Raw genomic sequence first — 14,833 nt, 5'->3', positions numbered from 1 at the left:
AAAATTGAATCGCTCAATAGATGAACTGCCTCTTCTTCCGTTGTTGATCCAGTTAAGTGGTGCATTGCCCAAGAATGCCTGAGTCAAGTCATTTCCTAAGAACTCTCAGGGGCGCCGCCCCTCGCGCGCGCTAGCCGTATCCCCAGTCTTCCTTCACTCCGTTCCGTGCAGACCTCCGCTGCACTACGCCTCTTTCCGCTTCACTTCCGCTGCGCTCCAAGAGATGGGTGATCCCCCTCGGCTTGCACTTGCTACCCCCGCCCTCGCCGCCGGGTGGCTCAGGGGTTGTTGGTTAACAACAACCGCCAATACCAAAAAGCCCCGGAGAGCAGACCCCATGACTACCGACAAAGCCCGCGAACTCGCCCAGCAGATCGAAACCAGCGTTTCAACTCTCGCCGCCGAAACCGATGCAGCCCGCCGCAGTGATGTTTTCCTCGGATGGCTGAACGCGATGGCGCAGTTTCACAATTATTCTTGGAATAACCAACTCCTGATCGCGATGCAATGCCCAACGGCGACGCGCGTTGCCGGCTTTAACACATGGCGCAAAATGAACCGATTCGTTCGGAAGGGCGAAAAGGGAATCGCCATCTTTGCTCCCTGCATTTACAAACCGAAGAAGCGGGATGAGCCAGAGGGAAACGATGAGCACCAAACGGGCACGGCCGGAACACTGCGCGGATTCAAAGTTGCCCACGTGTTCGACGTTTCCGCCACAGACGGAGAGCCTCTTCCTTCTCTGCCGTGGAAGGTGAAGGATGATTGCGCAGAGTTGCTTCCGAATGTCGAGCAGGCATGTCACGAGCTTGGAATTGAGCTTGAATACACGACAATCACTGACGGCGCAGAAGGATTGAGCCTTGGGGGCAAAATCCAGATCAATCAAGCACTCAGTAACAGCGACCGCGTGGCCGTGATTATCCATGAGCAGGCACACGAAATTCTTCACAAACAGGCTGAAATTTGGAAGAATACGACCCGCCAGCAGCGCGAACTTGAGGCGGAGTCAACCTCATTTGTTGTGCTCTCGCATTTCGGAATTCAGCATGGCAGCCCGTTCTATCTGGCCACCTACGAGGTCACACCCGAAATGCTCACCCAATCATTGGCGACGATCAGCGGCGCCGCCAAACGGATCATTGAATTGATCGAAAGGGATCTTCCGGCAGTAATGAATGAAGACACCCCAGAACTGCTCGCCAGCTAGCCAGGCGCGGATTGGGCCGAACTTCCCGGCCCAATCCGCGATCTCTCCCGCAACGAGCCAATCATCAGTTCGCCAGCCTAGCGCACGACCTCTTCGAGAATCCTTCTGGCAAGCCCGACACTTTCAGCAATGACAGATGTCAGTCTTGGCGACGGCCTGCTGATGTGCTGATCCCGTGCCAGCCTCACCGCCGCAATGATCGATGCGGCGATCACCAGTGTCGATGCGAACCGGTCTGTCATCCGCTTCTGCTCTTCCATCGCATTCCTTCGCTCCTGCTCCTCGCGAGCTACCGCCCGCCTCATCAGGCCCACGGATCACCTCACGCCTCTGACCCGTTGCACCGCGACGTGATGGGAGAGCTTTCCCTGAAAAATCGCTGCTGGCAGATAGCGGCGCTTTTGGGCACAGAGCGGACACACTGCAATGATCCAGTCATCCGGCAACGTCTCCACCGGCGCAGGAATGTTCTCGTGACACCCTTTGCAGACGATGACAAACGGAATACAGTCCGGAAGTCGGGATGTGGAACATGGATTCAGTATAGGCGAATATACGGCGAAGATTTGAACAATGAATAGTATACTTGAACTACTTGTTTAAAAATAGTATATTTAAGGTACTATAAACCCATATGGCGAAGAAACCCGAGCACCGCGACCTCTTTCCTGGCGCACTGGAATTAATGGTCCTTAAGAGCCTCAACTGGAAGCCGATGCACGGCTATGCGCTTGCTCAGCGGCTCAAAGATATTTCCGAAGATTACCTCCAGATTGAGGATGGTTCCCTATATCCCGCTCTGCAGAGGATGTTGAAGACTGGCTGGCTGGAAACGGAAATGGGGCTCTCGGCCAGGAATCGTTCCGTGCGAGTTTTTAAAGTGACCGACGCAGGCAGGAAGCACCTCGAGCGAGAACTTGCGAGCGTCGAGAAGATGTTCGCCGGAGTCACGCGCGTACTTGCACTGGCAGGACAGTAGGAGACCTTATGGGCTGGCTTGGACGGTTGTTCTCTCGGCGTCGTCTCTATAATGAGCTTTCAGAGACGATCCGCGAGCACATCGACGAGAAGATCGCGGACCTGATAGACAGCGGCATGACCCGGGAAAAAGCCGAACGTGCTGCTCGCCGTGAATTCGGCAACGTTACGCTGATCGAGGAGCGCAGCCGCGAGGTCTGGCAATGGCCCAAACTTGAAAACACCTTCGCCGATATTCGCTTCGCATTTCGCCGGTTTCACAAGACCCCTGGGTTCGCCCTCGCCGTAATCGTTGTCCTGGCACTCGGCATCACTGCCAGCGTCAGCATTTTCGCCTTCGTGAATGCCGCCCTACTCAAACCTCTGCCCTACCGAGACCCCGCAAGTCTCGTCGCCGTTTTTGAACAGACGGCGACCTGTCGCGAATGCGGTTTGTCTTATCCTGACTACCAAGACTGGAGCCGGAACAACTCCGTTTTTCGAGCATTCGATGTCTGGGCCCCGCATGCGTATGTTTGGCGCAATCCCGCTGGCGCTCAAGCCCTTCGAGTAGGTCAGGTCTCCGGCGGTTTCTTCGAAACGCTTGGCGTTTCACCTTTGTTGGGCCGCCTGTTCACTCCATCCGATGACACTCCCGCCGCGCCACGTACCGTCGTGCTTCCCTACGGCACATGGCAACATTTCTTTGGAGGGCGTGCCAATGTCCTCGGTGAATCGCTAACGCTCAACAATGACGCTTATATCGTAATTGGCGTCCTCCCGCGTGAGTTTGAGTTCGCTCCGCGCGCCGCCGAGCTTTGGGTGACGATTCACGACCCTGGTCCCTGCGAGCAAGATCGTGCCTGCCGCCCTTTCTCCGCCGTCGCGCGCCTTAACGAGGGTATTTCCATCGGCGCTGCGCTCGCGAGTACCCGGACGATCGCCGCTCAACTGGAAAAGCAATATCCTCAGTCGAATCTCGGACAGGATGCATTTGTAGAGCCCTTCCGCGACTCAATCATTGGAGACGATCGCCCGATCCTCCTCATTTTGCTTTCTGGGGCCGTGCTGCTGCTGCTCATCGCCAGCCTAAACGTGGCCGGCCTCTTCCTCGTTCGTTCCGAAAGCCGCCGTCATGAGATGGCTGTTCGGGGAGCGCTTGGCGCATCCCGGGCGCGTTTGGCTTATCAACTCCTCGTCGAGGCAGCTCTTCTCGTGGCGCTCTCGGTCGCCGCGGGACTTCCCGCCGCCTATAGCGTGGTCCGCCTGCTAGCCGTACAAATTCCCGAGCGCGTCCTCCGCGGCATGCCGTACTTCCAGTCCATCAACTTCGACCACCGTGTCTTCATCTTCGTTGCCGCAGTCTTGCTCCTCGCCGTGACCGTCTGCACCAGCGCGTCTGTCTCGCGGCTCTGTTTCGACGATCTGCACACCGGTCTGGCAAACGGAGCACGTAGTTCCTCCGCCATTTGGCGACGTTTCGGCTCTCACCTCATCGTCGTGGAACTAGCCCTGGCCATAGTCCTTCTCGCGGCAGCGGGATTGCTCGGCAAGAGCTTCTATCGCATCACCCACGTTGATCTCAATTTCAACCCCGACCACATCGCCACCTTGGAGATCGACGCCAACACAGGCTATGACACTCCCGCGCGACAGCTCGCGCTCCTCCGCAGCCTCCTGGCGACCGTCAACACTGTCCCGGGTGTTAAATCAGCGGCAACTGTAACGAGTCTTCCCGTCACCTGCAACTGCGACGTAGCCCCCTACCGTGTCCTCGGGCATGCATGGAGCGGTACACAGCAATCGGCCTTGTCACGCACAGTCAGCGCGGCATACTTCGCGACACTTGAAACCCGACTACTCAGTGGCCGCTCTTTCAACGAAGCCGACAACGGAGAACATCCTCACGTAGCTCTGATCAATCGCACCATGGCACAGCAGTTTTTTCCCGGTGAAGATCCGGTCGGCCGCATCGTCGGGGACACCACCCTATCTCCCGCCTCGCTCCATCAGGTCGTCGGAGTTGTCGACGATGTCCGCGAAGGTGGACTCGACGAACCGCTACGACCTGCCGTCTACTTCCCCGCCAATCAGAATCCATCGAATTACTTCTTCCTCGTCGCGCGAACGACGCTGGATCCCGCCGTCGCCATGCCTGCACTCGCAACCGCCGTCCACAGACTTGATCCTAGCCTCGGAGTCCGCAACGAGTTCACTATGGTCGGCCATATTCATTACGGAGCGGCTTCCTATCTTCATAGCTCCTCGGCGTGGTTCACGGGAGGCTTCGCCGCCTGTGCACTTCTGCTCGGCGTCATTGGGCTTTACGGCGTCATCGCCTATTCCGTCAGCCAGCGCACTCGCGAGATCGGCGTGCGCATGGCGCTGGGAGCACAACGAGCCGCGATCTGTCGCCTCGTCCTTCGGAAAGCAGCCTGGCTCGTACTCCTCGGTCTTGTCTTGGGAATCGCAGCTTCATTTTTCACCGGGCGTCTTCTCGGGAGCCTGCTTTTCGGCGTTCGGCCCTGGGACCTTTCGATTCTCATCGGAGTCTCAGCTACTCTCGCAGTCGCAAGTTTCGTCGCAGCCTGGATACCGGCCCGCCGTGCCGCTGCAACCGACCCTATCGAGGCACTCCGCAACGAGTAGTTGTTGTTGTGCTCGATCTGGACGGAGACGGAGTGCTCCTTTTTTCCTGGCAAGAGCCACTCTTCACACCAGTCTCGTCACCTGTGTGCAGCGCGAACTCTGGAACTGTATAGCTGAAACAGCGAACAATAGACTCTAGCAACGAGTCTGCATAAGACTACCCCTACGCCAATCATGCTGCTCAAGACCAGAGTGATGCAATAAGCAATCCAAAGCATATTCGACTCCCTACCAGTGCCTCCCCAGCCAAAAGCCGCAAGCCAGGAGAGCGGCGCCTGCCACTAGGCCGGCAGCGAAGACGCTCCAAAGCAGACCGCTCCATGCTCCGAAAAGTCTGACGCGAAAATCCCTCGTCACGGTGCCGAGCGCGCCCTCTGCCAGTTTGATAGAGTCGTTGAGCTTGCCCGTTACCCACGATTCCATTTTGGCTTGGCTGATTTCGAGCGCTCGGCCCAGCTGCGCTTCCATGATTCGTGCGATCACGACACCGAATTGTTGCCTCGTTTCCTCTGTATAGCTCTTGAGGATTGCCTCGCCGGCAATGGCATCATGCAAGTTGGCCTGAACGTCCTCCAAGAGCTGGCGCGTTTCTGCCGTCGTAGTTTGAACCGTCATCTTCAACTCGCGAGCGGTAAAGTCGGCGATCTCCCTTGTGACCCCGCGGAGCCGATCTTGGGCCGCGGCTGATTCAACCAAGCGGGTAGCTACGTTTTCCATCGCTCGGCACTCCACCACGGTCAGTTTGTACCGCAGCCACTCGGGATCTTGCGGGTCCATCTTCGCGAACTGTTGAATAAGGTCGAAAAGAGCGCGTTCCCGTGCCTCGCCTTCAGGGAACGCCAGGTAGACAAGATCACGTATCCAATCGGTCGAACTCGTTTTCAACTCGGCTGTGGATGAATTCATGGCAATAGAACCCTCTGTACAGTCGCGAACTCGTTGAATGCTCGAAAGCGGTATGTTCGGGCACGCAGCATCATATCCGGCGCCCTCAATTCCGGAGCCTTCGCCTTTCGCTCTCCGACTGCCGTGAGCGTGTCACAGCCGATCCGCATGAACTTCTGAAGATCGGGCCGACGCGCGTCCATGCGAATCTCCATTGGAGAGAATGCCCGTCGAAAGGCGGAGACAAGCTCTGCAACCGATGGACTTTCCCACGCAGAGGCCGCATCGTCGCGATGATGGTTGTGGACGATCAAGTAATCCACACCATCCTGCAACGCCTCACCCCAATCAAGAACCGACCGGGCGGACGCAATGTCGGTATCTACCACTCCGATAGCGGTCCACCGAAGCGGGATTCCAGAATCTTGCATGACCCGATAGAAGTCACGAAACCACGGAATCATTCGATGGCCTTGGGCAGCGCCCATGTCCGCCAGGACGATATCCGCCTCTGAGTCCAGCGACACTCCGAGCAGCTTGTCGTATGTCCAGTTCTCCAGGGCCGGCAGCTTGTGAGCATCCGGGAAAAATGAAAAGAGCGATCCCTCAGCTTTGTTGTCCGGGTCCATATCGAACATAGCCACCTTGAAGCCATTGCTCACATACCACTCTGCCAGGGTCGCCATAACGGTAGTTTTGCCAACTCCGCCTTTTCCTGCCATGGGAAAGACTACCCGCTTGGGCTTAAGCTCTCCGGGCCAGTCCCCATTCACCTCGGCGGTTCGAATGGCTGATTCGTGAACAGCTTGGGCTTGACCTTGCTCGCCTCCCGCCGCCGATATTCCTCCGCCTCCCGATCCAGTCTCGCCGCTACTTCTTCTCTCTGCTGCTGCCATGCCGGTTTTCCCTTCTCCTGAATTTCACCTTCATCGTTGACCGAGCTGCTCGACTTATCTTGCGGTGGTACTCTTTCCCCTTCCTGGGGGAGGAGGTTTTCTTCGACGTATGCTTCGGCAGACCGCGATTCACTGCCGCGCAGACCGACGATTCGACCGCATGTTTTGCAGAACTGCGGATAGCTTCCCTGGTAACCGTTCTCGTTCAGGGCCTTCCATATCACCTTCAGCGTGAGCCCGCTACGGTACGCCGCAATGAGTTCGGCGGCGAGTCCCCTCAACAACCGCGCGCGCAAATGAGCCGCCGTTCTGAGGCCAGTGAACTTCACGATGACGGCCTGTAGTTCCGCAGTGCGTTCTTGTACTGGCGTGTCCATTTCAATACCACAGTGCCAGAGAATCGGAAACAATGCAAGAGCCGAAGCGATATAGACCGCGCTCACCCGATACCACGCGAGACTCAGACGGTCAGAGTTGGTAGGGAAAGATACGTGCGGGCGACAATCTCGTTTAGGCGCGGTCTGTCTCACGTAGTCTCGCTACGTCTCGCTTCTTGTTGCAGCCGCAGGCTGCACTTTCTGGCCGAAGGCCTCAGAGAGGTGGGCTGCTGTAAGGCAGCCGGTCTCAACAGGTATAGGGGTAATGGAACATAAAGGAGTGCCTCTCTTTGAAGGTTTTTTCTTTTCCATCCGGTTGCAGTTTCGGGCGATAGGTGCGATTCACTTTGGGCTAGTTCAAATGCAAAATGACTCACTTTCAGTTCGCAGTGTAGCCTTGTAGTGAAATGCACATTGCGGTAGTATTCGACGTATGAACACTCGCAAGAGATCGGAGAGCGTGCAATTCACGTTGCGGCTCAATCGGGCTCAAGCCGAGCGCTTCGAAAAGATTCAGCAGGAGTTGAACGTCAAAAGCAAGAGCGACGTATTCGATTACTTGGTCACGTTTGCATCGGCGAAGAGGGATGACCAGGAGACCCTCTTCTTTTCACTCATTGATCGACTAGGCGAGATGATCGGCAAAAGGCTCCAACACGTCGAGACCATCAATCAATTGCATTTGGCCCTGACTGACTCATTCATCAAGTACGCAGTCAGCGCGCTTCCCGACGTCCCAGCGCAGCTACTTGATGCAGCAAGGTTTCGCGGGACCCAGATTTACGAACGAATCAATATAACCGCGGCGCGCGAATTCCAACGTCGGCGAAAGAGCGACGCCTATGAACCTTCCGCCCTCGGAATCGACGAAGATATCGAAGGCTTGACATAGGGAAATGACGAATGGCCAGATCTCCCAGATTCTCGATATCGAATCGAGACGGAAAGCAGTCAAGCATTGACGGCCCGTCTGCCAGACTGCGGCCCGGACGTGTTCGACGACTAACCGCGAGCCCAAGCACAGGAAGTGCACGTCGTCTGCTTCACTTGGCGCGCTCGGTCAGCAGAACCCCGAGTCTGCGATCCGGTCAGCGAAACACCGTCCGGAGCGGTAGGGGAGCGGTCACCCAGTTTCAACGCCGGGCGATCGTGAATGTCAGGTATTCGAATTCCCGCGTCAAGGGAGCCTGGAAAGCCCACGGAAGATATCTTGAGCGTGAGAGCGCAGCCGGCAAATCCGGCGGCCTTGAACATGAACGGCTCGATTCCAGAAGCGAGCAGCCTCTTCACTCCATCACGGATCAATGGCAGCGGGCAGGAGATACCCGCCTGTTTAAGATCATTCTCTCTCCAGAGGACGGGGATGCAGTGGACTTCAAGGCCGCGTCTGGAGACATGATTCGCGCCCTGGAGCAACGGACGGGCGAACGCCTCGAATGGGCCGGGATCGTGCATAGAAATACGGACCACCCCCACGCCCACATCATTGTGCGCGGGCGATCTTTGTCCGGCAGCCCCCTGTTCATACAGCCCCGTGTAATTCGCGAGGTCTTGCGTGACGAGGTCCAGAGATCGCTGACGCGTCAGCTCGGCCCGCGCACCGTGGCCGATGTTGTGCGGCAGCGGACCTCCGAGATTACGGCATTTCGAGTTACGAGCGCGGATCGGAACATGGCGCGTCAGGTGACGCGAGGCAAGGAGTTCTCCCACATCTCTCCCAAAGATGACTTCGAAAGGCGCCGCTTGGCAGTCCTGGCCGGCTTTGGCCTCGCACGCGAGCAGCATGGGAGCTGGCTTGTGCAATCAGATTTCATAAAGCAGCTAAGGCAAATGAAAGACTTGCAGGATCGCGCTCGGATTTTGTTCCGGAGCGGTGCGGCCATAAGCGACCCTCACGCCCCAATGGAATTCGGGACGCAATCGCGCAAGCTGATCGGAAGGGTGCTTCTCAACAGTGAGGACGAACGGACCGGTCAACTTCAAACCGCGTTTGAAACCTTGGACGGCAAAGTGGCGATCCTCCGGCATGACGCCACTCTGCGATCAGCCTGGGCGCGGGGCGATCTGAAGCCTGGCAACATTGTTTCCATTGACAGCTTAAAAAGTGACCCAAGTCGCCTCTACGCGGCCGCACTCGGAAACTCAGAAACCATTCTCCATGATCCAAAGGCCCTCGACGGAATCGCGAGGCGCGTGAGAACGATAGGCATCGTTGTCTCCGAGAACGACAAGGGATGGATGGGTGATCTCCGTCGCTCGATTCGCCATAGAGAGTCCGAGATCGGTTACTGACAGTCGAAATCGCACGGGCTTCAGAATGAATACGTACGTAATTGCAATGCACATCGCTGTAAAGGAGCACCGAACATGCGGAATGCCCAAATTGCGCCACCCGGTTATGTCCTCCCCAGGCGCCCAGGTTGGCAGGGCGGCTGGAATTTCAAAGCCGTTTGCGGGGCCGCAGCGGTCTTTGTGCTCACTTCGTCTGCCACCACAGAATGGCTTGCCATCACACTTGGCAATCCCATTGAAATGGGAGAGCCTCTTTTCTGGTTCAGGGGTGTTGGCGCCTTCCAGCCATTTGCCGGCATTCGACTTTGGAGTCGATATGCCGCCAGCAGACTCATCAGCTCCGAAGTGCGCCGAGACATTTGGATTGCATTCGCGGCAACAATCATCCTTGGAGTGTTCTTCGCCTGGATTGCCTACTGGTTCCTTTCACTCATCAGAGACCGCAAGGATACCGACAGCCTGCAAAATCTGCACGGTTCCGCGAAATGGGCAGACAAGAAGGCCATCGAAGAACTCGGCCTGCTTGATGCCACGGACGGCGTGTATATCGGCGGATGGCGTGACCCAAATACGCAGGAACTCCGCTATCTCATCCATTCGGGCGCAGAGCCCGTCCTTCTCTTCGCTCCGAGCCGCTCAGGCAAAGGCGTGAGCGCGATTGTTCCTTCTTTGTGCCAGTGGCGCCAGAGTGTTGTTGTTTACGATCTCAAAGGTGAAAACTGGGACCTCACCGCAGGGTTTCGACACAAGATTGGCCAGCGTGTACTCAAGTTCGCGCCGACGTTGCCCGAGGAGAGCTGCTGCTACAACCCTCTTTCAGAGGTCCGGTGGGAGACTGACCACGACGTCGGCGATGCCCAGACAATCGCAAACGCAGTCATTCGCCATGGTGGCGAGAACAACTTGTATCAGCACTTCGAGGATGCCGCTGTAGACCTCGTTTCAGCCGGCATCTTGCATCTCGGATACTTCTTCCGTCGTCTCGATCCGCCGCGCGAGGTCACGCTTTCTGATGTTCTGGATCTATACTCGCTCCCCGGAAAAGACATCTCCGACACGCTCAGGCAAATGCAAGCCGAGACGCACGATCCCGGCGGCAGGTCCGCGCCGCGGCTCAACTGGAAAGACATCAATGGCCATCCCACGGTTACGCACCCGTTCGTTGCTAAGGCTGTACAGCGTCAATTGAACCGGGCGGATCGGGAAGGGGCAAGCGTTCAGTCCAGCATCGTCACTCCGATGACCATATACGACGATCCCATCGTGCAGAAGACGATCTCTCGCAGCGATTTCAAGATCAGGGATCTCGTCTATGGCGAAAGGCCGATGAGCCTCTATCTGAAAATCCCGCAGCCAGACCGGGACCGCCTTCGCCCACTCGTACGCCTGGTCCTCCAACTGATCTTCACTCGGCTCATGGAACAGCCCGCAAAGGACCGGCACCATCTGCTATTGATGTTGGACGAATTCCCGGAGTTAAAGAAAATTCCAAATCTCGCGTCTGCAATGAGCCTGATGGCCGGCTACAAGATCAAGCCCTATCTCATCGCCCAGACCCTCACGCAGATTCGCGAAGAGTACGGAGAGAACGAATCCATCACGGACAACTGCTATATCAAGACCGCATTTCAAACCGACAACCTGATGACCTGCAAAAGCCTGTCCGAGCTGTCTGGCAACATGACCATTGAAAAGGAAACCGTGAATTATAGCGGGCAAAGGACGGACTTTTATCTGAAGCATATTTTCCGGAGCGTTGAGCAGGTTCAAAGACCCCTTATTACTGTCGATGAGATTCGAAGAATGAGACCGCCTCGTAAGGCAACAAACGATCCAGACAGCAGAATCATCGAGCCGGGCGACATGCTGATCTTCATCAATGGTGTCGCCCCAATCTACGGAACGCAGAGCCTTTTCTTCTTGAGCAAAACGCTGTTGGCGCGAACCAAGCTTCCGCCGCCGCGATTTAACACGGCTGCCAACGAACCGACCCAGGCAGCCGCCGAGAAGGTCTCGCTTGATACAGCAGCAATCGCAGAGCAGGCAATGGAGGAGGCCGCCCATGGGCAGTTCAATGAGCTCTAACATCACTCAACAAGCAGGCAATCTCACCGACAAACCAACCATTGACCGGGTTGGCAATCGTGAATTCGTCAGAGCGAGATTGGCACAGAGTTGGCAGTACGACACACAAGGCAAAACCGTCACGCATCGGCAGTTTCTGCCGTTGGTTTTCTTCGGTCGAAGCGTACAAGCGGCTCGCCACTTCGAAAAAGGCGACAACATCCATGTCACGGGTCAGCTGATCCGTCGCGAGATGCCACGGAAAGGCGACGACCCGGACGGTGGCAAAAGCCCGTCCACGGTCTGGGAAATTCATGTCACAGATGCCCACCGCATTTCAGGTCTCACCTCAGACGAGGAGCCACCCATCCACCAAAACGAAATGCGACGTGCGCAATCTCCTTATCAGCCCCCAGCCTACATTCAGGAGAGCATTCATGATTGGCCGCTTTGATACAAGCAGAGTGATCAAAAAGGCGATTCGTGTTGCTCTCTTGTTTGGCACCGGCGCTGCGGTCTCAGCACTGGCCTTCTTCGAGTTCGGATTTGTCTTCAATTTCACTCATTCGGCGCCCTTCGGAATCTACCGTCAAGCGGCGGAGCCGACTTCGGCCACTCGTAAGAACTCACCGTATGCGTTCTTTTGTCCCGATCAGCGCTGGTCAGGTTTCAGCGACAACCCAAATACGCGGCGGAGTCTGGGCACTTGCCCCGATGGCTACGCAGCGCTCTTGAAGCCGGTTGTCGCGTGGCCTGGCAATGTTGTGACAACCTCGCCCAGCGGAGTAATCGTGGACGGAACGCCGGTTCCTAATTCATCGGCACTCACTCGCGATTCGCTTGGTAGAAAACTTCACCCGTATCCTTACGGGACCTACAAAGTGGCTCAAGGCCAGATTTGGGTTGTCAGTTCCTACAGTTCAAGGAGTTTCGATTCCCGCTACTTCGGTCCGGTGCCATTGCGAACTGTCAGAGAGTGGGTTCGCCCGTTCATTACCGAACGATACAAAGTGCGCTGATAGCGCTCATCGAGTTGCCACATGTTGCTGTTCAAAGAAAACCAACCTCTTCCAAGATCGCGATCCAACGGTAGTCACACAGCCGGCCGCACGGTCATCCTGTTCGCCGCCGCGGCCCTCATCGGCTTTCTGGGATGGAGTGGCGTCGCACGCTTGAGCTGGATCTCTCTTCTTTATCCGTTCTTGTATCTGCAATCACGCTCAAGATTGGAAGCATTCTCTGCCGTGTTCTATTACGCCGGAGCAACTTGGAGCGTCATCCCAGGTTCCGCCGTGTTCTTCGGAACCAACGCAAGCTTCGCGCTTCCGTTGCTTCTCTTCCTTGGCTGCATTGCGCTCGGCAGTCTTCCCTGGCTTCTGCTTTATCACCGCCGGTTTATTGAGGTGTCTGCAATCGCCGCGCTGGCAGTTCTGGCTCTTCCTCCACTCAGCCTCATGACCGTCGCACACCCACTGATTTCGGTCGGTCAGTGGTTTCCGGGTACTCGGTGGCTTGGAATCTTCCTGCCGCTGATTGCGATACTCCTCTACCGCTGGTTCGGGCCGAGGTACACAGCGGGCATTTTGCTCGCGTCGTTTATCGTCACCCATGTCAGGTGGACTCCGCCTGCCGTGGACCCTCATGTTGCAGCAATCGACACGCACTTTGGGGGATCAGCGTTTGTACCCCGTTCCTCGTTGGTTCTGTACCATCGGGAGCGCCTGATACAGAGAGAAGCCCTCAAGCACCGTGATTCCGTTGTGTTGTTCCCGGAAACGATCGTACCCACGTGGTCCAGGATGACCGACGCCCATTGGCAGGACACATTCCGCTCTCTGCAGCAACAGCACACAACCCTCTTGCTTGGCACCACGGTCCCTGTTCCAGCCACGCAAGGCAGTCGAAATATTCTCCTCACGCGCGGATTCGGTCCGCACTTTGCGTATGTACAACGCATACCAGTTCCAATTGCCATGTGGCACTTCGGTGGCAGAGATGGTTTTCCCCTGATGCTGCGCTATCCGCCAACGATCCGCGTGCTGAATCAACATGCGGCCGTGCTCATGTGCTATGAACAGCTACTCATTTGGCCGGCTTTGCAATCTCTCGCCCGCAACCCGGACATGCTACTCGCCCCGAGCAATGATTACTGGGCCTCGAAGACTGCCATTCCGGCAATTCAGCACGAGGCGGCGAAAGATTGGGCAGACCTATGGGATATCCCACTTTACGAGGCGCGGAACGAATGAAGATTGCATTCATCGCAATGATGCTTCTCTCATCGGCGTCCACCTATGCAGAGACGGCGAATCTCAGCCGACTTCGTGACCTGTGCGTTCCTTCAGCGCCATTGGCCACGTTGGCCGCCATCGTCAGCGCGGAGTCCGGTGGAAACCCCGACGCGCTTCAGCTCGATTTTCCCCGCGCGCTAATGCAGCGCTGGCGACTTCCCCCAGGCACGCTCCGCCTCATGCGTCAGCCCAACAACGCGAGTGAAGCTCTCGAATGGATCGACTACTTGAACGCACGGCACATCTCAGTGGATATCGGCTTAATGCAGGTGAGCACCGATGAAGCTGTGCGCCGGCATATTTCGCCGGCGGCACTGCTTGATCCCTGCACAAACGTCCGGACCGGGTGGGCGATTTTGAGCGACGATTATCAGATCGAAGTGCGGACCTACGGTCCAGGACAGGCCGCGCTACAACATGCTCTTTCCCGCTACAACACCGGCGACACGAATCGAGGGATTGAAAATGGCTATCTTGCGCATGTCATGGCAGTCCGGAAGCGCCTTGCCGGTATGCCCAATCCGAGGCAATCCAGAAACGAGCAGAACCCAGGAGGTCAGAAATGATTGAGCCCGAAGATCTCATGTTTCCGGACACTACTGCCCATCCATCGAAGCTCGCGATCCGCGAATCTCGGGCGCTCAATCAGGTTAATGCAGATTCGATTGCTTATAAACTGACGGGGCTTGAGTCCACGCCGGTCATCGGTGCGTTCGACGCCAATCATCTTCAGCAGGTACATGCGCGCATCTTTGAGGACGCGTTTCCGCGGGCCGGCCAACTTCGCCAGCCGCGACCGTCTTCTCTGTCATCTTCGTTGGATAGTTTGTTCGACAAGCTCGCCAGCGAGAACCGGCTCAAGGGATTAGAGCTTGAGGAATGGTCCAAGCGCGCCACGGAGTATCTGCGCGGGATCGAATGGATCAATCCGTTCGATGAGGGTTCAGACCTCGCCTCTCTCGAATTCTTCCGTGAACTTGCAATCGAGAATGACCTTACGCTCCGCTGGGCACCCACGTTGATGGAGTCCTCAAAAGACGAACTCCAGGCACAAATCCAGAACCTCCAGACCAATAACCTTCGACGACTGCTGATACTCGCAGTGGACCCCGACCTATCCAAAAGGAAGTCGATCCCAGGCCGGGATCGGCGCAATTCACTGGATTTGTTCCCGTTCCCGTAGCGCGGAGCAACTGAACAACTGAACAACTG

At 56.6% G+C, this 14,833-nt stretch carries 15 protein-coding genes; 11 read left to right on the top strand and 4 right to left on the bottom strand.

The window, feature by feature from the left end:
* Positions 1 to 337: 337 nt before the first annotated feature.
* On the top strand, positions 338 to 1,210 hold the full coding sequence (locus VGL22_RS15095) for an ArdC family protein (protein WP_465267765.1): 873 nt from the start codon (positions 338 to 340) through the stop codon (positions 1,208 to 1,210).
* 77 nt (positions 1,211 to 1,287) lie between these two features.
* Here VGL22_RS15095 and VGL22_RS15090 read toward each other — a convergent pair whose 3' ends face one another.
* A complete protein-coding gene (locus tag VGL22_RS15090; RefSeq protein ID WP_465267764.1) occupies positions 1,288 to 1,470 on the bottom strand; it encodes a hypothetical protein in 183 nt (60 codons plus the stop codon).
* Between the two features lie 374 nt (positions 1,471 to 1,844).
* Between VGL22_RS15090 and VGL22_RS15085 the strand changes: the two genes are divergently transcribed.
* A complete protein-coding gene (locus tag VGL22_RS15085) occupies positions 1,845 to 2,189 on the top strand; it encodes a PadR family transcriptional regulator (protein ID WP_465267763.1) in 345 nt (114 codons plus the stop codon).
* A gap of 8 nt (positions 2,190 to 2,197) precedes the next feature.
* Entirely contained in the window at positions 2,198 to 4,816 is a 2,619-nt protein-coding gene (locus tag VGL22_RS15080; protein WP_465267762.1) for an ADOP family duplicated permease, read from the top strand.
* Between the two features lie 228 nt (positions 4,817 to 5,044).
* Here the strand turns inward: VGL22_RS15080 and VGL22_RS15075 are convergent, their stop codons facing one another.
* Genes VGL22_RS15075 through VGL22_RS15065 form a run of 3 tightly spaced genes read right to left on the bottom strand, consistent with a single transcriptional unit; the run spans position 5,045 to position 7,040 of the window.
* Positions 5,045 to 5,722, bottom strand: coding sequence for a hypothetical protein (locus VGL22_RS15075; protein ID WP_465267761.1), 678 nt, complete (start codon positions 5,720 to 5,722; stop codon positions 5,045 to 5,047).
* The gene (locus tag VGL22_RS15070) at positions 5,719 to 6,474 is read right to left on the bottom strand and encodes a nucleotide-binding protein (protein ID WP_465267760.1); all 756 of its coding nucleotides are present in this window, start codon (positions 6,472 to 6,474) and stop codon (positions 5,719 to 5,721) included. The genes VGL22_RS15075 and VGL22_RS15070 overlap by 4 nt, the downstream gene beginning before the upstream one ends.
* The gene (locus VGL22_RS15065) at positions 6,471 to 7,040 is read right to left on the bottom strand and encodes a hypothetical protein (RefSeq protein WP_465267759.1); all 570 of its coding nucleotides are present in this window, start codon (positions 7,038 to 7,040) and stop codon (positions 6,471 to 6,473) included. The genes VGL22_RS15070 and VGL22_RS15065 overlap by 4 nt, the downstream gene beginning before the upstream one ends.
* Positions 7,041 to 7,434: 394 nt before the next feature.
* Between VGL22_RS15065 and VGL22_RS15060 the strand changes: the two genes are divergently transcribed.
* The 8 genes from VGL22_RS15060 (at position 7,435) to VGL22_RS15025 (ending at position 14,804) form a co-directional block, all read left to right on the top strand.
* Positions 7,435 to 7,866, top strand: a complete 432-nt coding sequence (locus tag VGL22_RS15060) for a hypothetical protein (RefSeq protein WP_465267758.1) — start codon at positions 7,435 to 7,437, stop codon at positions 7,864 to 7,866.
* 257 nt (positions 7,867 to 8,123) lie between these two features.
* Positions 8,124 to 9,266 (top strand): relaxase/mobilization nuclease domain-containing protein, encoded by a 1,143-nt coding sequence (locus tag VGL22_RS15055; RefSeq protein ID WP_465267757.1) that lies wholly within the window; start codon positions 8,124 to 8,126, stop codon positions 9,264 to 9,266.
* Positions 9,267 to 9,341: 75 nt separating this feature from the next.
* The gene (locus tag VGL22_RS15050; RefSeq protein ID WP_465267756.1) at positions 9,342 to 11,351 is read left to right on the top strand and encodes a type IV secretory system conjugative DNA transfer family protein; all 2,010 of its coding nucleotides are present in this window, start codon (positions 9,342 to 9,344) and stop codon (positions 11,349 to 11,351) included.
* Positions 11,329 to 11,784, top strand: a complete 456-nt coding sequence (locus VGL22_RS15045; RefSeq protein WP_465267755.1) for a single-stranded DNA-binding protein — start codon at positions 11,329 to 11,331, stop codon at positions 11,782 to 11,784. Before VGL22_RS15050 ends, VGL22_RS15045 begins: the two co-directional genes overlap by 23 nt.
* Positions 11,768 to 12,349, top strand: a complete 582-nt coding sequence (gene traF, locus VGL22_RS15040; protein ID WP_465267754.1) for a conjugative transfer signal peptidase TraF — start codon at positions 11,768 to 11,770, stop codon at positions 12,347 to 12,349. The genes VGL22_RS15045 and traF overlap by 17 nt, the downstream gene beginning before the upstream one ends.
* Positions 12,350 to 12,370: 21 nt before the next feature.
* Complete coding sequence (locus VGL22_RS15035; protein ID WP_465267753.1) at positions 12,371 to 13,579, top strand: carbon-nitrogen hydrolase family protein; 1,209 nt, start codon at positions 12,371 to 12,373, stop codon at positions 13,577 to 13,579.
* Positions 13,576 to 14,187, top strand: a complete 612-nt coding sequence (locus tag VGL22_RS15030) for a transglycosylase SLT domain-containing protein (protein ID WP_465267752.1) — start codon at positions 13,576 to 13,578, stop codon at positions 14,185 to 14,187. Before VGL22_RS15035 ends, VGL22_RS15030 begins: the two co-directional genes overlap by 4 nt.
* A complete protein-coding gene (locus tag VGL22_RS15025) occupies positions 14,184 to 14,804 on the top strand; it encodes a hypothetical protein (RefSeq protein ID WP_465267751.1) in 621 nt (206 codons plus the stop codon). The genes VGL22_RS15030 and VGL22_RS15025 overlap by 4 nt, the downstream gene beginning before the upstream one ends.
* Positions 14,805 to 14,833: the final 29 nt, after the last annotated feature.

Origin of the sequence: Occallatibacter sp., from assembly GCF_036502485.1 — a bacterium.
Lineage (GTDB): Bacteria > Acidobacteriota > Terriglobia > Terriglobales > Acidobacteriaceae > Telmatobacter.
Note: the sequence above shows the minus strand (reverse complement) of the source record. Positions and strands in the feature narration are given on the sequence as shown.